Below are 18,514 nucleotides of genomic sequence, written 5' to 3' on the forward strand. Positions count from 1 at the left end.
CTTGAGTGATCATTCCTCCGGCGCGTTCTCGATCGGATCGAAACGGTCGGCCTCGAGGCCGAGCAGGTTCCACGATTGCAGCATGTGCGGCGGCAACGGCGCGGTGGCGTCGATGAATCCGCCGCGCGGATGCGGAATCACAATGCGCCGCGCCAGCAGGTGCAACCGCTTCTGCATCCCGCCGGGCAGTTCCCAGTTTTCCTTGTTGAAGTATTTCGGATCGCCCACGATAGCGTGATCGATATGCGCCATGTGCGCGCGCAACTGATGCGTGCGCCCCGTCACCGGCTTCAGCGACACCCAGCACAGCTTCTGCGCCGAGGCTTCCACCACCGCGTAATACGTCACGGCATGGGCCGCGCCCTCATCGCCGTGGGCGGCCACGCGCATGATGGAATCGTCCTCGCTCTCGTCTTTCGCCAGATAAGTCGAAATGCGGCCCTGCTTCGGCTTCGGCACGCCGGCGACCAGCGCCCAATAGATCTTGCGCGCAGAGCGATGACGGAACGAGCCGGTCAGCGCGGTCGCTGCGAAGCGCGTCTTGGCGATCAAGAGACAGCCGGAGGTCTCGCGGTCGAGACGATGCACAAGGCGCGGCTTCTGGCCCTTGGCGTCGCGCATCACTTCCAGCATCTGGTCGACGTTCTTGGTGATACCCGAACCGCCCTGCACCGCCAGGCCCGCTGGCTTGTTCAGCACCATCACGTCGGCGTCCTCGAACAGCGTCATCTTGCGCAATTCGTCGAGCGTCTTGTTTGCCGCCTCGGACAGTTCGCCGCCGACCTTCGGCGTATCGAGTTGCAGCGGGGGGATGCGGATGCTCTGGCCTTCCTCGATCCGGTCCTTGCTGTCGGCGCGCTTGCCGTTGATCCGCAGCTCGCCTTTGCGGACGATGCGCTGGATGTGGGAAAACGACAGGCCGGGAAAACGGTGCTCGAGAAACCGATCCACGCGCATGTTGTTCTCGTCGGCGGTGACGACAACGGTCTGCACCTTTGTCGGCAACGGCGGCGGCGCGGGCTTCTCTTCCCTCACCGGCTCAGGACGTTGCTCACGCATGGGCTTTGCCGAGCGCGAAAACTCAGCGGCCGGACGGCGTGGCGGAAACTTGCCGGCGGTCGACCGGACCGGCCCGCGTTCGCCGTCCCGCTTGTCGAACTTCTCCGACCCACGCTTGTCTGACGCGCGTTTGGGACCTGTGCGCTTTCCCGCGTCACGAACAGACTTTTTGGCCAATGGTTTTCTGACGCGGCGGCTCATGATGATTTTTCTTTTCTCAGCTTGGCCCAGTAATCGAGCCGCTTGCGAATCTCACGTTCAAACCCACGGTCCGGCGGATCGTAGAACGTCTGGCGGCCAAGCGCCTCGGGAAAGTAGTCCTGCCCGGAAAAAGCCTCCGGGGTGTCGTGGTCGTATTCGTAGCCGCCGCCATAGCCTTCGGACTTCATCAGCTTGGTCGGCGAATTGAGGATGTGCTTCGGCGGCAGCAGCGAGCCGCCTTCCTTCGCCGTGCGCATAGCGGCCTTGTAGGCCATGTAACCCGCGTTGGATTTCGGCGCGGTGGCGAGATAGATCACCGCCTGCGCGATGGCGAGTTCGCCTTCGGGCGACCCCAGAAAGTCATAGGCATCCTTGGCGGCGTTGCAGATCACCAGCGCCTGCGGATCGGCAAGGCCGATGTCTTCCACCGCCATCCGCACCACCCGCCGCGCCAGAAACAACGGGTCTTCGCCGGCGTCGAGCATCCGCGCGAGATAATACAGCGCCGCATCCGGATCGGAACCGCGCACGGACTTATGCAGCGCCGAGATCAGGTTGTAATGCCCGTCGGCGGACTTGTCGTAGATCGGCGCGCGGCGCTGGAGAATGTCCTGCAACTGCGCGGCGTTGAACACTTCATCGGCGCGCGCGGCACGCCAGACTTCCTCCGCCAGCGTCAGCGCAGCGCGGCCGTCGCCATCGGCCATCCGCACCAGCACGGCGCGGGCTTCCGCATCGAGCGGCAGCTTCTTGCCTTCGACCTGTTCGGCGTTGGCGTAGAGTTTCTCGACCGCCGCGGTATCCAGCGAATGAAACACCAGCACCCGCGCGCGTGAAAGAAGCGCCGCGTTCAACTCGAACGACGGGTTCTCCGTGGTCGCGCCGACCAGCACCACGGTGCCGTCTTCCATCACCGGCAGGAATGAATCCTGCTGGGCGCGGTTGAAGCGATGCACCTCGTCCACGAACAGCAGCGTGCCCTTGCCCATTTCGCGGCGGGCGCGCGCGGCGTCGAACACGCGCTTGAGATCGGCGACGCCGGAGAACACTGCCGATATCTGCTCGAACTCAAGTTCGGTCGCGTCCGCCAACAGCCGCGCCACCGTGGTCTTGCCGGTGCCGGGCGGTCCCCAGAACACCAGCGAGCCGAGCGAGCGCGTCTCCAGCATCCGGGTCAGCGCGCCATCCGGCCCCAGGATGTGATCCTGTCCGACCACCTCGGCAAGCGAACGCGGCCGCAGCTTGTCCGGCAGCGGACGCGGTGCGTCCTGCTCCAGGCCGGCGGCGGCGAAGAGGTTCGCTGACGACTGTGGTCGCTTCGGGCTCACCCCCCGAGAACCACGTTGAGCTGCTGGCCGCCGCGGAGGACCGTGATGCGCCAGAGCCGCGCGCCTTCGCGCGTAACCTTTTCAAGGTCCGACGTGCGGGCGATCTTCTGGCCGTTCACGGCCAGAATAATGTCACCTTTCTTGAATCCGACATTCGCTGCCAGCGCGTCGTCGGTGAATTCGGTCACGGCCACGCCTTCGGTGCTCGTATCGAGTTTCAATTCATCGGCAAGGGCCGGAGAGATATTCGCGACCTTCGCGCCCTGGAACGGCGAGCGCGCCTTGATGACGATTTCATCGCGCCCGGTGTCCGGCGCGGTTTCGAGCGGAACTGTGAGCTTGACCGACTTGCCAGCACGCATCACCTCCACCTGCGCTGAACCGCCGAGCGGGCGCGTGGCGAAGCGATAACCGAACGCGTTGGGATCATCGATCGCCTGGCCGTCGACGGCCACGATCAGGTCGGACACCTTGAGGCCGGCGCGCGCAGCCGGACCTCCAGACAGCACGTTCGTCACCAGAGCGCCTGTGGGACGCTTGATTCCCAGCGTGTCCGCGATCTCCGGCGTCACGCCCTGCAACTGCGCGCCGAGCCACGGACGCTTCACCGCGGTGCCGCCGCTCTTTGCCGAGGCCACGACGACACGCACCATGTTGGCGGGAATCGCAAAGCCGATGCCCTGCGACCCACCGGAACGCGAGAAGATCGCCGTGTTCACGCCGACCAGCCTGCCGGTCATGTCCACCAGCGCGCCGCCGGAGTTGCCGGGATTGATGGCGGCGTCGGTCTGGATGAAGAACTGGTAGTCGCTGACGCCGACCTGGGTGCGCGCCAGCGCCGAGATGATGCCGTGAGTCACCGTCTGGCCGACGCCGAACGGATTGCCGATGGCGATCACGACATCGCCGACCAGCGCGTCGTCCGAGTTCGAGAATTCGAGCGTCGGGAATTTCTCCTTGGCGTCCTTGATCCGCAGGATGGCGAGATCGGTCCGGCTGTCCTTCAGCACGATCTCGGCCTCGAACTCGCGCTTGTCGGACAGCGAGATCTTCACCTGGTCCGCGCCTTCGATGACATGATTGTTGGTCACGACCAGACCCGACGGATCGACCATCACCCCGGAGCCCAGCGAGCGCTGCATCTGCTCCGGCTGTCCGCCCGGCACGCCGAAGAAGCGGCGGAACATCGGATCGTCGAGCATTGGATTACGCGGGATCGCCTTGGCGGCGTAGACGTTCACCACCGCCGGCTGTACGCGCTGCACGATGGGCGCATACGACATGCGCAGCTGGTTCGGCGAGACCGGAACGATGCGATCCTGCGCCAGCGCCGGTGCGGTGAAAGCCGAGGAGATAACAAGCGCAATGAGCGCGCGAACGACGATCATGAAATTGGTCCTGAATCTGATGCCTAAGTTAAAGTCGCGCCCAAATACGGCGAATGAAGTCACGCGGGTTGCGGCTGCGTCGACGCACGAGGCGCTGTCTCGGGCGGCTGCCTGCTTTTCTGTCCTGTCGTCACGGCTTTGTCTCCAGAGGACGCGTCAAGCCGGGCCCGATTGTCATCGCCCCACGACTTGAGCGCATCGATCACCGGCCGCAGCCGCTGGCCCGTCTCGGACAGTTCATAGTCCACCCGTGGCGGAACCTCGGCATACACCTTGCGGATGATGAGGTCATCCTCCTCCAGCGCACGAAGCTGCTTTGTCAGCATCCGCTGCGTGATCCGGGGCAACCGCTTGCGCAGTTCGCCGAAGCGCAACCGCCCCTCCTGCAGGTGGTACAGGATGACGCCCTTCCACTTGCCGTCGATCAGATCGAGCGTGACCTCCACGGAGCAGCCCGGGGCGCAGCCGAAATCTCGTCGTTTCATGAGATAAATCCATTGGTATCCGAACGGTGACTATATCCCCAAAACGACAGTACTTGCAATTCGGGCTTAAGCGAGACACGTAGGTTCCGACAAACCGCCGATCATCAATTGGAGCCAGAAATGAAAGCCGTGGGTTACAAAAAATCACTTCCGATCGATGCACCGGACGCGCTGGTGGACTTTGACGCCGCAAAGCCGGAGCCGAAGGGGCGCGACATCCGCGTCGCGGTGAAAGCGATCTCGGTCAATCCTGTGGACACCAAGGTCCGCAAGCGGGCCGAACCGCCGGCAGGCGAAACCAAGGTCCTCGGCTATGACGCGGCAGGAATTGTCGACGCGGTCGGACCGGACGTCACGCTCTACAAGGCGGGCGACGAAGTCTGGTACGCCGGCTCGATCCTGCGTCAGGGCACCAACTCGGAGTTTCATCTGGTCGACGAGCGCATCGTCGGCCGCAAGCCGAAGACGCTGTCATTTGCGCAGGCGGCTGCACTTCCCCTCACCTCGATCACCGCATGGGAACTGCTGTTCGACCGCCTCGGCGCGCAGCAAGGCAAAACCGCCGAGCCGCGTTCGCTGCTGATTGTCGGCGGCGCAGGCGGCGTCGGATCGATCCTGATTCAGTTCGCCCGCAAGCTGACCGGCCTGACCGTGATCGTCACGGCATCGCGGCCGGAATCCACCAAATGGTGTCTCGATCTCGGCGCCCATCATGTCATCGATCACTCCAAGTCCATGAAGGAGCAGATTGCGGCCCTCAACGCACCGCCTGTCGGACTGATCGCCGCGCTGACCAACACCGAGCAGCATTTCCAGGCGCTCGCCGACATCATCGCCCCTCAAGGCAAGATCGGCCTGATCGACGATCCCGCGACGCCGCCGAATGTCATGCTGCTGAAAGGCAAAGCCGTATCGCTGCATTGGGAATCGATGTTCACGCGCTCGTCATTCCAGACCGAGGACATGATCGAACAGCACAAGCTGCTCGACGAGGTTGCCAGCTTGATCGACAGCGGCGTGCTGCGGACAACACTCGACAAGACGATAGGCACCATCAACGCGGCAAATCTCAAGGCAGCGCACGTAGCGATTGAGGGTGGACGCTCGACCGGAAAGCTGGTGCTGGAAGGCTGGTAAGTTCCGCCTGTATTACAGCACCTCGCGTAATTTCAAATTTGGGATCACGCATTCAAAGAGAGCAGCGCCAAACGCTGCTCTCTTTTTTCAATCATACCTCCGTCGCGGTTGCTGCGATTCTCGATGTGCGTGATCTTCGTGCCGCATTGCGGCGCATGGCCGCGTTGCAGCAACGATCAGGCCGTTGTTACAAATCTGTCATCGAAAGCTTTTAGCTTCCGCCCGAGTTTCAAAGCGGTTTCTGCCTTTCGGGTGCGTGCCTCTTTCGCTCAGAACCTTCCATGTTTCGCTCGCATGCCCGCGGGCCGGCATCTGAAAAAGGCGGCGCACCCTGCGCCGCCTTTTTTGTTTCTCACAAGCCTGCAGGTATCCAGACTTACGCGATCGTCTGGATGATGCCGCCTTCAGCCCGCAGCGCTGCGCCATTGGTCGCGGAGGCTTCACGCGACGAGACATAGACCACCATGTTGGCGATCTCGTCGACGCGCGCGAACCGCTGGATCAGCGATGTGCCGCGATGCTGCTTGACGAACTGGGACGCCGCCTCCTCCACCGACTGGCCGTTCTGTTTGGCGAGATCCTTCACGAAGGTCTCGACGCCTTCCGACATGGTCGGCCCCGGCAGCACCGAATTGACCGTCACATTGGTGCCCTTGGTCATCTCCGCGAGCCCGCGCGAAATCGCAAGCTGCGCCGTTTTGGTCGTGCCGTAGTGGATCATCTCCTTCGGAATGTTGATCGCGGATTCCGACGAGATGAAAACGATGCGGCCCCAGTTGCGCTTCAGCATTCCGGGCATGTAGGCGCGCGACAGCCGCACGCCGGACATCACGTTGACGTCGAAGAAGCGGCTCCAGTCCTCGTCGGATATCTCGAAGAAGTCCTTCGGCTCGAAGATGCCCGCGTTGTTGATGAGAATGTCCGCGTCGGGCACGGCGGCGACCAGCGTCTTGCAGCCGGCTGCGGTGGACACGTCGGCGGCGACACCGCGCGCTTTCGCACCCGGCACAGCCTGGACGATGGCAGCCGCCGCCGCGTCAGCCTTGGCCTGTGTCCGTCCATTGACCACCACGCTGGCGCCCGTTCCGGCGAGGCCCCTGGCGATGGCGAGTCCAATGCCGCCGGTCGAGCCGGTAATGACAGCCGTGGTGCCTGAAAGATCGATCTTCATGGAATGCTCCTTTGCTACGGAGCCTCATATGGCGTGCGAAAGCGCGAACGCCATCGCAGGACCGTGTCCCCGGGTTCACGGCATCGTGGCCTCAGGGGAAACATCAGGGATCGGGCAACAAAAAAGCGGCGCTTGAGACGCCGCTTTTTCCGAATGTCTGAAGTGAGGAAGCTTAGGCGGCGTCTGCCGACTTCTCCTGCACCGGACCCGAGTCGAGGCCCTTGGCATCGACGTCGCGGTCGACGAACTCGATCACCGCGAGCGGCGCATTGTCGCCGTAGCGGAAGCCGGCCTTGATGATGCGGGTGTAGCCGCCCTGACGATCCTTGTAACGCGGAGCCAGAACGTCGAACAGCTTCTTGGCCTGCGTGAGATCGCGCATCTCGCTGATCGCCTGACGGCGCATCGAGAGGCCGCCCTTCTTGCCGAGCGTCACCAGCTTCTCGACGATCGGGCGCAATTCCTTCGCCTTCGGCAAGGTGGTGATGATCTGCTCGTGCTTGATCAGCGCGGCGCACATGTTTGCAAACATCGCCTTGCGGTGTTCTGCCGTGCGGTTGAGCTTACGATGTACTTTTCCGTGACGCATAGTTTAGTCCTCAATCTCTATCCCGACGGCTTGCCGGAGATGCTGCTCAGGTGGGCTGCCTGCGTTCGCCCAAAACGTGGTGGCCGAGCTTGCACCCGGCCACGACGATTGAATCGCTCAGTAGTGATCTTCGAAGCGCTTGGCCAACTCGTCGATGTTCTCCGGCGGCCAGCCGGGCACTTCCATGCCGAGGTGCAGACCCATCTGGGCCAGCACTTCCTTGATTTCGTTCAGCGACTTGCGGCCGAAGTTCGGAGTGCGAAGCATTTCCGCTTCCGACTTCTGCACGAGGTCGCCGATGTAGACGATGTTGTCGTTCTTCAGGCAGTTGGCCGAACGAACCGACAGTTCGAGTTCGTCGACCTTCTTGAGGAACGCAGGGTTGAAGGCGAGATCCGGAATGATCTCGGCGGCAACCTCCTTGCGGGGCTCCTCGAAGTTCACGAACACGTTGAGCTGGTCCTGCAGGATGCGCGCCGAGTAAGCGAGCGCGTCGTCCGGCGAGATCGCGCCGTTGGTCTCGATGGTCAGCGTCAGCTTGTCGTAATCGAGGATCTGACCTTCGCGGGTGTTCTCAACCTTGTAGGACACCTTGCGAACCGGCGAGAACAGGCTGTCCACCGGGATCAGGCCGATCGGCGCGTCCTCGGGACGGTTGCGCTCGGCGGCGACGTAGCCCTTGCCGGAGTTCACGGTGAACTCCATGCGGATCTCGGCGCCTTCGTCGAGGGTGCAGATCTGCAAATCCGGGTTCAGCACGACGACATCGCCGACGGTCTGGATGTCACCGGCAGTGACGACGCCCGGGCCGGACTTCTTCACGACCATGCGCTTCGGGCCTTCGCCCTGCATCTTGATCGAGATGTCCTTGATGTTCAGCACGATGTCGGTCACGTCCTCGCGGACGCCTGCAATCGAGGAGAACTCGTGCAGCACGCCGTCGATGTGAACCGACTGCACGGCAGCGCCCTGCAGCGACGACAGCAGCACGCGGCGCAGCGCGTTGCCGAGCGTCTGGCCGAAGCCGCGCTCGAGCGGCTCAGCGACGAGGGTTGCGAAACGGGTCGGATCCGAACCCGGCGTGACCGCCAGCTTGTTCGGACGAATGAGTTCTTGCCAATTTTTCTGGATCGTCACTTGTTCACCCATGCCACTCGAATTCTTGGCGTTGGAGGTTTGCGGCGCGGGAGCGACCCGCGTCATCGCATCTTAAAAACAACGCGGGCACATATTGCCCGCGGCAGTAAAAAACAATCAGACGCGCCGACGCTTGCGCGGACGGCAACCGTTGTGCGGGATCGTGGTGACGTCGCGGATCGACGTCACGGTGAAGCCCGCCGCCTGCAGGGCACGCAGCGCCGACTCACGGCCCGAACCCGGACCCGCGACTTCGACTTCGAGCGTGCGCATGCCGTGCTCCTGCGCCTTCTTCGACACGTCTTCGGCGGCAACCTGCGCCGCATACGGAGTCGACTTGCGCGATCCCTTGAAGCCCATCGTCCCGGCCGACGACCATGCAATGGTGTTGCCCTGCGCGTCGGTGATGGTGATGGTCGTGTTGTTGAACGACGAATTCACGTGCGCGATGCCGGATGCGATGTTCTTGCGTTCACGGCGGCGGACGCGAGTGGCTTCTTTACCCATAGTCTTGGTCTCTTCCTTCAAGCGCGTCCGTGGTGCCAGACGCTGGGGAATTTCAGGTGATCATCCGGCCCTTGCGGACCGGATCGGTTTGGTCGTCGATACGAAATTACTTCTTCTTGCCGGCGATGGCCTTGGCCGGACCCTTGCGCGTGCGCGCATTGGTGTGGGTGCGCTGACCGCGCACCGGAAGGCCGCGGCGATGACGCAGGCCGCGATAGCAGCCGAGGTCCATCAGGCGCTTGATGTTCATGCCGACTTCGCGGCGCAGGTCGCCCTCGACGAGGAAGTCGCGGTCGATCATTTCGCGGATCTGCAAGACTTCCGCGTCGGTGAGCTGCGAGACGCGGCGCTCGGCCGGAATCTTGAGCTGCTCGACGATGGACGCGGCATTCTTCTGGCCGATGCCATGAATGTACTGAAGCGCGATCAGCACGCGCTTGTTGGTCGGAATGTTGACGCCTGCAATACGGGCCACGGTCTTCGCTCCTGTCGCCATCCGTGTCGGACGGCCTGTCTTGTTAAGTCTTTGGCGTCGGGCGGGTGTTCACAAACGGCGAACACGACGCCCTCCCCACTTTTGGTTCGGGGCCCGGCATCGTCTGAACTATCCGACTGGATGCGGGCTTATTAATGTATTCAGCGGCGTTTCGTCAACCGTTTGACGGCCTTAGCTCGCTTTTTAGCGACCTTTTTGGCCACTTTCCGGGTCTTGGCCGCCTTGGTTCCACTGGCCCGGCTTTTGGCCTTCGCAACCGGCTTTTTACGCCCCTTGGAAGCCTTGCTGGCCGGTTTAGCGGCCTTTTTGGCTTTCCTAGCCGACGCCTTCACAGCCTTTTTGGCCGTCTTGGCGGAGCTCTTGGCACCCTTCTTGGCCTTTTTGGCCGCGGTCTTGGTGCCGGACTTCTTCTTGGCCGTCTTGGCCTTGGTCGCCTTGGCCGTCGATTCGGTCGCGGTCAAAGCCGCCAGCACGCGATTGATGGCCGCCGTCACCTGCTCGATGGTCATCATGCCGTCGATGGTGATGAGCTTCCGCTTTTCCGAGTAGTAGTGAACCAACGGCTCGGTCTGCGCACGATAGCTGGCCAGGCGCTTCGACAGCACCTCCGGCGTATCGTCGATGCGAACCTCTTCGCCGCGCTCGCGCATCTGCGCGACACGGGTCTCGACGCGCTCCAGCAGCGCGCTTTCGTTCACGCGCAGTTCGACCACGGCGTCGAGCTTGAGGTGCTTCTTCTTGAGCAATTCGTCCAGCGCAGCGGCCTGCGGAACGGTGCGCGGAAAGCCGTCGAGAATGAAGCCCTTCTTGGCGTCCGGCTCCTCGATGCGATCGGCGATGATTCCAACCACAACCTCGTCAGGGACCAGCGCGCCGCTGGCCATGATGTCTTTCGCCTTGAGACCGATCGGCGTTCCGGCTGCAACAGCGGCACGCAGCATCTCTCCGGTGGAGAGTTGAACGATATCGTGTTTGTGAACCAGTCTTTGCGCCTGTGTTCCCTTGCCCGCCCCCGGCGGCCCGAGAAGAATCAACCTCATTTACGGCGGCCCCTCAATTTGGATTTACGGATCAGCCCTTCGTACTGGTGCGCAAGAAGATAGCCCTGCACCTGGGCGACCGTATCCATCGTCACGCTGACGACGATCAGCAGCGACGTGCCGCCGAGATAGAACGGCACCGACGCGTAGGAAATCAGGATTTCCGGAACGAGACAGACCACCGCGAGATAGATCGCGCCAACGACCGTGATGCGCGACAGCACATAATCGATGTATTCGGCGGTGCGCTCACCCGGACGGATGCCCGGAATGAAGCCGCCGTGCTTCTTGAGATTGTCGGCGGTCTCGGTCGGGTTGAACACGATCGCGGTATAGAAAAACGCGAAGAACACGATCATGCCGAGATACAGCACGAGAAACAGCGGACGGCCGTGGCTGAGCTGTGTCGTCAGCCACTGGAACCACTCCGGTCCCCTGCCCGCGTTGAAACTCGCGATGGTGGTCGGCAGCAACAGCAGCGACGATGCGAAGATCGGCGGAATCACGCCCGACGTATTCAGCTTCAGCGGCAGATGCGAGGACTGGCCCTCGAACATCTTGTTGCCGACCTGACGCTTCGGATACTGGATCAGCAGTCGGCGCTGCGCGCGCTCGACGAACACGATCAGCGCGATGACCGCGACTGCCATGATGATGATCGCGAGAATGAGGAACGTGGACAACGCGCCCTGGCGGCCGAGTTCAAGCGTGCCGGCGATGGCCGACGGCAATTCCGCGACGATGCCCGCCATGATGATCAGCGAGATGCCGTTGCCGATGCCGCGCGAGGTGATCTGCTCGCCGAGCCACATCAGGAACATGGTGCCGCCGACCAGCGTGATCGTGGTCGAGAGACGGAAGAACATGCCGGGATCGGCGACGACGTTGCCTGCGCCTTCAAGGCCGACGGCAATGCCGTAAGCCTGGAACGTCGCGAGCACGACCGTGAGATAGCGCGTGTACTGGTTGATGACCTTGCGGCCCGACTCGCCCTCTTTCTTGAGCGCTTCGAGCTGGGGCGACACGCTGGTCAGCAACTGAAGAATGATCGACGCCGAGATGTACGGCATGATGTTCAGCGCGAAGATCGCCATGCGGTTGATGCCGCCGCCGGCGAACATGTTGAACATGCCCAGAATACCGCCGGCCTGGGACTTGAAGATCTGGCTCCAGATATTCGGATCGATGCCCGGCAGCGGGACGTAGGTGCCCAGCCGATAAACAAGCAGCGCACCCAGTGTGAACCAGATGCGCTTTTTGAGTTCGTCAGCCTTTGCGAATGCCGCGAAGTTGAGATTTGCCGCCAGTTGTTCCGCTGCAGAGGCCATAACTAGTGTCCCGAATCCGAAGTTCGCATCATTTTCGCAGCGCCGGCTCCGATCCCGTTGTCCGTCATGACCGGCTTCGGTGCCCCATAGTGCTGCGACTTCCCGCGAGCATATAGGTAGTCACGCCGCGAATACCCGTCACAAGGGCGGGATCGCGACGTTACGAGGCCTTCCTGTTCGGCTTCTTGGCAGCAGCCTTCTGCGCGGCTGCGTCCTTGGCAGGCGCCAGGATCTTCACCGTGCCGCCGGCCTTCTCGACTGCCTCGATCGCGGACTTGGTCGCGCCGTGCACTTCGATGTTGACCTTGGCCTTGAGTTCGCCACGGCCGAGCAGCCGCACGCCGTCCTTGGAACGGCGCAGCAGGCCGGACTTCACCAGCGATTCAGCGTTGATGGTGGCCTTGCCGTCGAGCTTCTTGGCGTCGATGGCTTCCTGAAGACGGTCGAGATTGACCTCGGTCAGGTCGAGCCGGAAAATGTTGTTGAAGCCGCGCTTCGGCAGACGGCGATGCAGCGGCATCTGGCCGCCTTCAAAGCCCTTGATGCGCACGCCTGAACGCGCGGTCTGGCCCTTGCCGCCGCGGCCTGCCTGCTTGCCCTTGCCGGAGCCAATGCCGCGGCCAACCCGCATACGCTTCTTGCGCGAGCCGGGATTGTCGGCGATCTCGGTGAGCTTCATCGTTCGATTCCTTCTTGCGTTCCGCTGTCTTGCGACGCGAACTTACTTCTCGTCGACGACGCGAACGAGGTGCTGAACCTTGGCGATCATGCCGCGAATGGCAGGCGAATCCTGCAACTCGGCGACGCGACCGATCTTGTTGAGACGCAGGCCGATCAGCGTCTCGCGCTGCGAGTGATGGCGGCGGATTGCGCTGCCGATCTGCTCGACCTTGATGGTTTTCGTTGCGGCCTTGGCCATTGTCTTAACTCCAAAAAGTCTCTCTAGAGCGGCATGATCTTATCGGAAAACCGGAAGACCACTTTTCCGGATCATGCACCAAACTATTCGGCAACCGCTTCCGCATCGCCACCGACGCGGCGGGACTGCAGCGTGGACACCTTGATGTTGCGGCGTGCCGCGACCGAACGCGGCGAATCCTGATGCTTCAGCGCGTCGAAAGTCGCACGAACCATGTTGTACGGATTCGACGAACCGATCGACTTCGCCACAACGTCCTGGATGCCGAGCGTCTCGAACACGGCGCGCATCGGGCCGCCGGCGATGATGCCGGTACCGGCCGGTGCAGCGCGCAGATAGACGCGACCGGCGCCATGACGGCCAGCGATGTCGTGATGCAGCGTGCGGCCATCGCGCAAAGCAACGCGCGTCAGGTTGCGCTTCGCAGACTCGGTCGCCTTGCGGATCGCTTCAGGAACTTCGCGCGCCTTGCCGTGGCCGAATCCGACCCGACCCTTCTGATCGCCGATAACGACGAGGGCTGCGAAACCAAAGCGCTTGCCGCCCTTGACGACCTTCGCCACACGATTGATGTGGACGAGCTTGTCGACAAACTCGCTATCGCGCTCTTCCCGGCCGCCCCTGTGGCCGCCACCGCGTTCGCGTTCACCTGCCATGGTGTTTTCCAATCCTTGAGGAACTTGCGTTCCTGTCCTTGTGTCCGTTCAAACTCAAATTTTCAAACCAGCAGCTTAGAAGCTGAGACCGCTTTCGCGGGCAGCATCGCCAAGCGCCTTGACGCGGCCGTGGTAGAGATAACCACCACGGTCGAAAACCACTTCCTTGACGCCGTTCTTCACAGCGCGTTCCGCCAGCAACTTGCCGACAGCCTTCGCCGCATCGATGTCGGCGCCGGTCTTGCCGCCGTCGCGCATGGCTTTTTCCAGCGACGAGGCAGACGCCAGCGTTTCGCCCTTCAGGTCGTCGATGACCTGAGCGTAGATGTGCTTCGACGAGCGGAACACAGACAGGCGCGGACGCCCGTTCGCGGTCCGGCGCAGCGCGAGACGCACGCGCTGCTTGCGCCGGGCATTCGTGACCTTGAGTTTCGACATGACCGGCTCCGTTACTTCTTCTTGCCTTCCTTGCGGAAGATAAATTCGTTGGCGTACTTCACGCCCTTGCCCTTGTAGGGCTCCGGCGGACGATAGCTGCGGATTTCGGCGGCGACCTGGCCGACGCGCTGGCTGTCGTTGCCGACGATGGTGATTTCGGTCGGCTTCGGCACGGTGATCTGGATCCCTTCCGGGATCGGATAGATCACGTCGTGGCTGTAACCGAGCGCGAGCTGCAGGTTCTTGCCCTGCAACGCGGCGCGGTAACCGACGCCGGTGATTTCAAGCTTCTTCTCGAAGCCCTTGGTGACGCCTTCGACCAGATTTGCGATCTGGGCCCGTGCGGTGCCGTACAGCGACTGCGCGCGCTTGGTTTCGAAGCGCGGCGCGACACGGATCGCGCCGTCCTTGAGCTCGACCGACACGTCGTCGTGAACCACAAACTGAAGAGCGCCCTTCGGCCCCTTCATCTTGACGGTCTGCCCTTCGACGTTGGCGGTGACGCCGGAGACGATCGGGACGGGCTTTTTGCCTACGCGTGACATAATTCTTCCCTTCCTCAGAACACCGTGAAGAGAATTTCGCCGCCCACGTTCGCGTCACGCGCGTCGTGGTCAGCCATAATTCCCTTCGGCGTCGACAGCACCGAAATGCCGAGACCGTTCTTCACGCGCGGCAGGTTCTTCACCGAGGCGTAAACGCGACGCCCTGGCTTGGAGACCCGCTCGATCTCGCGGATGACCGGCTCGCCATCGAAATACTTCAGTTCGATTTCAAGCTCGTTGTGGCCGCCGGCGTGTTCGACCGCTGCATAGCCGCGGATATAACCCTCGGCCTTGAGCACTTCGAGAACGTTGGCGCGCATCTTCGAACCCGGGGTCGAAACCTTGGACTTCGAACGCATCTGCGCGTTGCGGATGCGGGTGATGAGATCGCTGATCGGATCGTGTGTTGACATGACCGACCTCCCTTACCAGCTGGACTTGACGAGGCCGGGAATAAGGCCCTTCGAGCCGTATTCACGAATGGCGATGCGGCTCATCTTCTGCTTGCGATAGACCGAGCGGGAACGGCCGCTGATCTCGCAACGGTTGCGGATGCGGGTCGCGGACGAATTGCGCGGCATCTCGGCGAGCTTGATCGTCGCCGCGAAACGCTCTTCCATCGGCTTCTTCTTGTCGGCGATGATCGCCTTCAATTTAGAGCGCTTGGCAGCAGCGTTCTTCGTCATCTTCTGACGCCGGTTGTTCTTCTCGACAGAACTCTTCTTAGCCATACGAGTAGTCTCCATACCTTTCCGCGTTTGAGACGCTGAACTAGTTCAGTGTCTCACTGCCGGAACGGAAAATTAAATGCGGTCAGCAACGCACGCGCCTGCTCATCGTCAGTCGCCGTGGTGCAGATCGTAATGTCCATGCCCCAGGTCTCGCCCGACTTGTCGTAGTCGATTTCCGGGAACACGAGATGCTCCTTGAGGCCGAGCGAATAGTTGCCGCGGCCGTCAAAGCTCTTCGGATTGAGGCCGCGGAAGTCGCGGACTCGAGGCAAAGCGATATTCACGAGACGATCGACGAAGTCGTACATCTTCGACTTGCGAAGCGTGACCTTGGCGCCGATAGCCTGGCCTTCACGCAGCTTGAAGGTCGCGATCGCCATGCGCGAATGCGTGACGATCGGCTTCTGGCCCGCGATCAGCGCGAGATCGGCAGCAGCCAGTTCGACCTTCTTGCGGTCGTTGACAGCTTCGCCGATGCCCATGTTGAGCACGACCTTGTCGAGCGCGGGCACCTGCAGAGCGTTCGTGTAACCGAACTGCTCGATCAGCTTGCCGCGGATCTCTTTATCGAATTGCGCGCGCAGGCGCGGAACGTATGCGGTCTCAGCCATTGATCTCTGCTCCCGAGCGCTTCTCAATGCGCACCTTGGTGCCGTCCTTCTGGATCTTGAAACCGACGCGGGTCGGCTTGCCGTCCTTGCCGACGAGCGCGATGTTCGACAGGTGGATCGGCGCCTCTTTGGAGATGATGCCGCCCTCCTGGGCCTGCGTCTGCTTCTGGTGACGCTTCACCAGGTTGACGCCGCGCACGAGCGCCTTGCTCTCGGTGGGACGCACCTCGAACACTTCGCCGGTCCGGCCCTTGTCGCGGCCGTTCAATACGATGACCTTGTCACCCTTGCGGATCTTGGCAGCCATTACAGCACCTCCGGCGCAAGCGAGATAATCTTCATGTGGTTCTTGGCGCGAAGCTCGCGCGGCACCGGCCCGAAGATACGGGTGCCGACCGGCTCGGACTGGTTGTTGATCAACACAGCCGCGTTGCGGTCGAAACGGATGACGGAACCGTCGGCGCGGCGGATATCTTTCCGCACGCGAACGACGACAGCCTTCATGACGTCGCCCTTCTTCACCTTCCCACGTGGAATGGCTTCCTTGATCGAGACGACAATGATGTCGCCCACCGTTGCATAGCGGCGCTTGGAACCTCCAAGAACCTTGATGCACATGACACGGCGCGCGCCGGAATTATCGGCCACGTCGAGGTTGGTCTGCATCTGAATCATTGATGCACCTCGTCCTCTTTCTTGCGCTTATTGCGCTTAAGCTGTTTTCGTTTCGGCCTGGACAACCGTCCAGCGCTTCAACTTCGAGAGTGGTTTGCTTTCCTCAATTCGAACCACGTCGCCTGCCTTGAACTGATTGTTCTCGTCGTGCGCGTGATAGTTCTTCGAACGTCGGATCGTCTTCTTGTAGATCGGGTGGGTGAAGCGGCGGTCGACACGCACGACAATGGTCTTGTCCTGCTTGTCGCTGACGACGACGCCCTGGAGAGTACGCTTTGGCATCTGTCTACCCCTACTTCTTGGCCGCAGCGCTTTTCTGCGCTGCGATGGTCTTGATGCGTGCGATGTCGCGGCGAGCCTCACGCAGGCGCGAGGTATTCTCGAGCTGCCCGGTGGCGCGCTGGAAGCGCAGGTTGAACCGCTCCTTCTTCAGATTGAGGACGGCCTCGTCCATCTGATCGGAGCTCATCGCGCGGATATCTTCGGCTTTCAAATCGGCCATGATCGTTTCCTTACTCCGCAATGCGCGCAACGAAGCGCGTCTTGATCGGAAGTTTGGCGGCGGCGAGCGACAGTGCTTCCTTCGCGGTCTGCTGGGTCACGCCGTCGATTTCGAAAATGAGACGGCCCGGCTTGACGCGGGCGACCCACAATTCCGGCGTACCCTTGCCGGAGCCCATTCGCACTTCGGCGGGCTTCTTCGACACCGGCAAATCCGGGAATACACGGATCCAGACGCGGCCGGCACGCTTCATGTGACGGGTCAGCGCGCGGCGGGCGGCTTCGATCTGGCGCGCGGTGATGCGCTCCGGCGCCATCGCCTTCAGGCCGAACTGGCCGAAAGACAACGTCGCGCCCGACGAGGCGACGCCGTGGATACGGCCCTTATGCGCCTTGCGGAACTTTGTCTTCTTTGGTTGCATCATGGCTTACGCCCTCAAACCTTCTCGTAAAAATCTATCAAGCTGCGTCGCGACGGGGCGGACGTCCGCTGTCGCCTTCAGCCATCTTCTTGTCCTGCGCCATCGGATCGTGCTCAAGGATTTCGCCCTTGAAGATCCAGACCTTCACGCCGCAGGTGCCGAACGTGGTGAACGCGGTGGCGACACCGTAGTCGACGTCAGCGCGCAGCGTATGCAGCGGCACGCGGCCTTCGCGATACCATTCCATGCGCGCGATTTCCGCGCCGCCCAGACGACCCGAACAGTTGATGCGGATGCCTTCGGCGCCGAGACGCATCGCCGACTGAACGGCGCGCTTCATGGCGCGGCGGAACGCAACGCGGCGCTCGAGCTGCTGCGCGATCGATTCCGCAACCAGGGTCGCATCGAGTTCCGGCTTGCGGATTTCGATGATGTTGATCACGACGTCGGAGTCGGTGATCGCAGCAACCTTCTGGCGCAGCTTGTCGATGTCAGCGCCCTTCTTGCCGATCACGACGCCCGGACGGGCGGAGTGGATCGACACGCGGCACTTCTTGTGCGGGCGCTCGATCACGATACGCGCGACCGCAGCCTGCTTCAGTTCCTTCATCAGCATGGCGCGGATGCGAATGTCCTCGTGGAGGAGCTTCGCATACTCGTTCTTGCCGGCGAACCAACGGGAATCCCAGGTCCGGTTAATGCCCAGACGCAGCCCGATTGGATTGATCTTTTGACCCATCGTCTTCTCCCGCCCTTAGGCGCTCGCCTCGGCCTCGACCTGACGAACGACAATCGTCAGCTGCGAGAACGGTTTAAAAACACGACCCGAACGGCCACGGCCGCGCGGTGCGAAACGCTTCATCACGATGCCGTTGCCAACATGCGCCTCGGCGACGACAAGCGCGTCGACATCGAGGTCATGGTTGTTCTCGGCGTTCGCAATCGCGGACTCCAGACACTTCTTCACATCACCCGCAATCCGCTTGCGCGAAAACTGCAGGTCGGCGAGTGCTGCCGATGCCTTGCGGCCGCGGATCAACTGCGCCACCAGATTCAGCTTCTGCGGGCTGACGCGAAGCATGCGGGCTACCGCCTTTGCTTCATTCTCCGGGAGAACCCGTTCGCGCTTTGGTTTGCTCATGACTAAGTC

27 protein-coding genes are annotated in these 18,514 nt (G+C 62.0%); 1 reads left to right on the forward strand and 26 read right to left on the reverse strand.

What is annotated here, in order from left to right:
* Window positions 1-9: 9 nt before the first annotated feature.
* Genes AC1RKJ_RS04885 through AC1RKJ_RS04900 form a run of 4 tightly spaced genes read right to left on the reverse strand, consistent with a single transcriptional unit; the run spans window position 10 to window position 4,461 of the window.
* Complete coding sequence (locus AC1RKJ_RS04885; protein WP_492789960.1) at window positions 10-1,260, reverse strand: RluA family pseudouridine synthase; 1,251 nt, start codon at window positions 1,258-1,260, stop codon at window positions 10-12.
* Window positions 1,257-2,588, reverse strand: coding sequence for a replication-associated recombination protein A (locus tag AC1RKJ_RS04890; RefSeq protein WP_492789961.1), 1,332 nt, complete (start codon window positions 2,586-2,588; stop codon window positions 1,257-1,259). Before AC1RKJ_RS04890 ends, AC1RKJ_RS04885 begins: the two co-directional genes overlap by 4 nt.
* Window positions 2,585-3,976 (reverse strand): DegQ family serine endoprotease, encoded by a 1,392-nt coding sequence (locus AC1RKJ_RS04895; protein ID WP_492789962.1) that lies wholly within the window; start codon window positions 3,974-3,976, stop codon window positions 2,585-2,587. Before AC1RKJ_RS04895 ends, AC1RKJ_RS04890 begins: the two co-directional genes overlap by 4 nt.
* 59 nt (window positions 3,977-4,035) lie before the next feature.
* Window positions 4,036-4,461, reverse strand: a complete 426-nt coding sequence (locus tag AC1RKJ_RS04900; protein WP_492789963.1) for a winged helix-turn-helix transcriptional regulator — start codon at window positions 4,459-4,461, stop codon at window positions 4,036-4,038.
* Window positions 4,462-4,581: 120 nt separating this feature from the next.
* On the opposite strand from AC1RKJ_RS04900, the gene AC1RKJ_RS04905 reads away from it, so the two are divergent.
* Complete coding sequence (locus AC1RKJ_RS04905; protein ID WP_492789964.1) at window positions 4,582-5,598, forward strand: zinc-binding alcohol dehydrogenase family protein; 1,017 nt, start codon at window positions 4,582-4,584, stop codon at window positions 5,596-5,598.
* Window positions 5,599-5,974: 376 nt separating this feature from the next.
* On the opposite strand, the gene AC1RKJ_RS04910 is transcribed toward AC1RKJ_RS04905, so the two are convergent.
* From AC1RKJ_RS04910 to rplV, 22 genes are all read right to left on the reverse strand, one after another.
* Window positions 5,975-6,769, reverse strand: a complete 795-nt coding sequence (locus AC1RKJ_RS04910) for an SDR family NAD(P)-dependent oxidoreductase (protein ID WP_492789965.1) — start codon at window positions 6,767-6,769, stop codon at window positions 5,975-5,977.
* Between the two features lie 172 nt (window positions 6,770-6,941).
* Window positions 6,942-7,358: a 50S ribosomal protein L17 gene (rplQ, locus tag AC1RKJ_RS04915; RefSeq protein ID WP_492789966.1), complete on the reverse strand. Its 417-nt coding sequence runs from the start codon at window positions 7,356-7,358 to the stop codon at window positions 6,942-6,944.
* A gap of 117 nt (window positions 7,359-7,475) precedes the next feature.
* Window positions 7,476-8,507: a DNA-directed RNA polymerase subunit alpha gene (locus AC1RKJ_RS04920; protein WP_492792648.1), complete on the reverse strand. Its 1,032-nt coding sequence runs from the start codon at window positions 8,505-8,507 to the stop codon at window positions 7,476-7,478.
* A 105-nt stretch (window positions 8,508-8,612) separates the two neighbouring features.
* On the reverse strand, window positions 8,613-9,002 hold the full coding sequence (gene rpsK, locus AC1RKJ_RS04925; RefSeq protein ID WP_006021048.1) for a 30S ribosomal protein S11: 390 nt from the start codon (window positions 9,000-9,002) through the stop codon (window positions 8,613-8,615).
* Between the two features lie 106 nt (window positions 9,003-9,108).
* Complete coding sequence (rpsM, locus tag AC1RKJ_RS04930; RefSeq protein ID WP_492789967.1) at window positions 9,109-9,477, reverse strand: 30S ribosomal protein S13; 369 nt, start codon at window positions 9,475-9,477, stop codon at window positions 9,109-9,111.
* A gap of 161 nt (window positions 9,478-9,638) precedes the next feature.
* Complete coding sequence (locus tag AC1RKJ_RS04935; protein ID WP_492789968.1) at window positions 9,639-10,538, reverse strand: adenylate kinase; 900 nt, start codon at window positions 10,536-10,538, stop codon at window positions 9,639-9,641.
* Window positions 10,535-11,866 carry a preprotein translocase subunit SecY gene (gene secY / locus AC1RKJ_RS04940; protein WP_492789969.1) on the reverse strand — a complete coding sequence of 444 codons (1,332 nt, stop codon included), beginning with the start codon at window positions 11,864-11,866 and terminating at the stop codon, window positions 10,535-10,537. The genes AC1RKJ_RS04935 and secY overlap by 4 nt, the downstream gene beginning before the upstream one ends.
* 160 nt (window positions 11,867-12,026) lie before the next feature.
* A complete protein-coding gene (gene rplO, locus AC1RKJ_RS04945) occupies window positions 12,027-12,545 on the reverse strand; it encodes a 50S ribosomal protein L15 (RefSeq protein WP_492789970.1) in 519 nt (172 codons plus the stop codon).
* Between the two features lie 42 nt (window positions 12,546-12,587).
* Window positions 12,588-12,785, reverse strand: a complete 198-nt coding sequence (gene rpmD / locus AC1RKJ_RS04950; RefSeq protein WP_492789971.1) for a 50S ribosomal protein L30 — start codon at window positions 12,783-12,785, stop codon at window positions 12,588-12,590.
* An 83-nt stretch (window positions 12,786-12,868) separates the two neighbouring features.
* Window positions 12,869-13,441 carry a 30S ribosomal protein S5 gene (gene rpsE / locus AC1RKJ_RS04955; protein WP_492789972.1) on the reverse strand — a complete coding sequence of 191 codons (573 nt, stop codon included), beginning with the start codon at window positions 13,439-13,441 and terminating at the stop codon, window positions 12,869-12,871.
* Window positions 13,442-13,516: 75 nt separating this feature from the next.
* Window positions 13,517-13,879 (reverse strand): 50S ribosomal protein L18, encoded by a 363-nt coding sequence (gene rplR / locus AC1RKJ_RS04960; RefSeq protein ID WP_492789973.1) that lies wholly within the window; start codon window positions 13,877-13,879, stop codon window positions 13,517-13,519.
* A gap of 11 nt (window positions 13,880-13,890) precedes the next feature.
* The gene (gene rplF / locus AC1RKJ_RS04965; protein WP_492789974.1) at window positions 13,891-14,424 is read right to left on the reverse strand and encodes a 50S ribosomal protein L6; all 534 of its coding nucleotides are present in this window, start codon (window positions 14,422-14,424) and stop codon (window positions 13,891-13,893) included.
* 14 nt (window positions 14,425-14,438) lie between these two features.
* Window positions 14,439-14,837: a 30S ribosomal protein S8 gene (rpsH, locus tag AC1RKJ_RS04970; protein ID WP_492789975.1), complete on the reverse strand. Its 399-nt coding sequence runs from the start codon at window positions 14,835-14,837 to the stop codon at window positions 14,439-14,441.
* A 12-nt stretch (window positions 14,838-14,849) separates the two neighbouring features.
* Window positions 14,850-15,155 (reverse strand): 30S ribosomal protein S14, encoded by a 306-nt coding sequence (gene rpsN, locus AC1RKJ_RS04975; protein WP_492789976.1) that lies wholly within the window; start codon window positions 15,153-15,155, stop codon window positions 14,850-14,852.
* A 53-nt stretch (window positions 15,156-15,208) separates the two neighbouring features.
* The gene (gene rplE / locus AC1RKJ_RS04980; protein WP_492789977.1) at window positions 15,209-15,766 is read right to left on the reverse strand and encodes a 50S ribosomal protein L5; all 558 of its coding nucleotides are present in this window, start codon (window positions 15,764-15,766) and stop codon (window positions 15,209-15,211) included.
* Window positions 15,759-16,073 carry a 50S ribosomal protein L24 gene (gene rplX, locus AC1RKJ_RS04985; RefSeq protein WP_492789978.1) on the reverse strand — a complete coding sequence of 105 codons (315 nt, stop codon included), beginning with the start codon at window positions 16,071-16,073 and terminating at the stop codon, window positions 15,759-15,761. The genes rplE and rplX overlap by 8 nt, the downstream gene beginning before the upstream one ends.
* A complete protein-coding gene (gene rplN, locus AC1RKJ_RS04990) occupies window positions 16,073-16,441 on the reverse strand; it encodes a 50S ribosomal protein L14 (RefSeq protein WP_006611848.1) in 369 nt (122 codons plus the stop codon). Before rplN ends, rplX begins: the two co-directional genes overlap by 1 nt.
* A 36-nt stretch (window positions 16,442-16,477) precedes the next feature.
* Window positions 16,478-16,723, reverse strand: a complete 246-nt coding sequence (gene rpsQ, locus AC1RKJ_RS04995; protein WP_019196588.1) for a 30S ribosomal protein S17 — start codon at window positions 16,721-16,723, stop codon at window positions 16,478-16,480.
* Window positions 16,724-16,733: 10 nt separating this feature from the next.
* A complete protein-coding gene (gene rpmC, locus AC1RKJ_RS05000; RefSeq protein ID WP_492789979.1) occupies window positions 16,734-16,943 on the reverse strand; it encodes a 50S ribosomal protein L29 in 210 nt (69 codons plus the stop codon).
* 10 nt (window positions 16,944-16,953) lie between these two features.
* Window positions 16,954-17,367 (reverse strand): 50S ribosomal protein L16, encoded by a 414-nt coding sequence (rplP, locus tag AC1RKJ_RS05005; RefSeq protein ID WP_019196586.1) that lies wholly within the window; start codon window positions 17,365-17,367, stop codon window positions 16,954-16,956.
* A 34-nt stretch (window positions 17,368-17,401) separates the two neighbouring features.
* Window positions 17,402-18,103, reverse strand: a complete 702-nt coding sequence (gene rpsC, locus AC1RKJ_RS05010) for a 30S ribosomal protein S3 (RefSeq protein ID WP_492789980.1) — start codon at window positions 18,101-18,103, stop codon at window positions 17,402-17,404.
* Window positions 18,104-18,118: 15 nt separating this feature from the next.
* Entirely contained in the window at window positions 18,119-18,505 is a 387-nt protein-coding gene (rplV, locus tag AC1RKJ_RS05015) for a 50S ribosomal protein L22 (protein WP_492789981.1), read from the reverse strand.
* Window positions 18,506-18,514 lie beyond the last annotated feature (9 nt).

Source organism: Afipia sp. GW822-FHT04G07, from assembly GCF_058800765.1.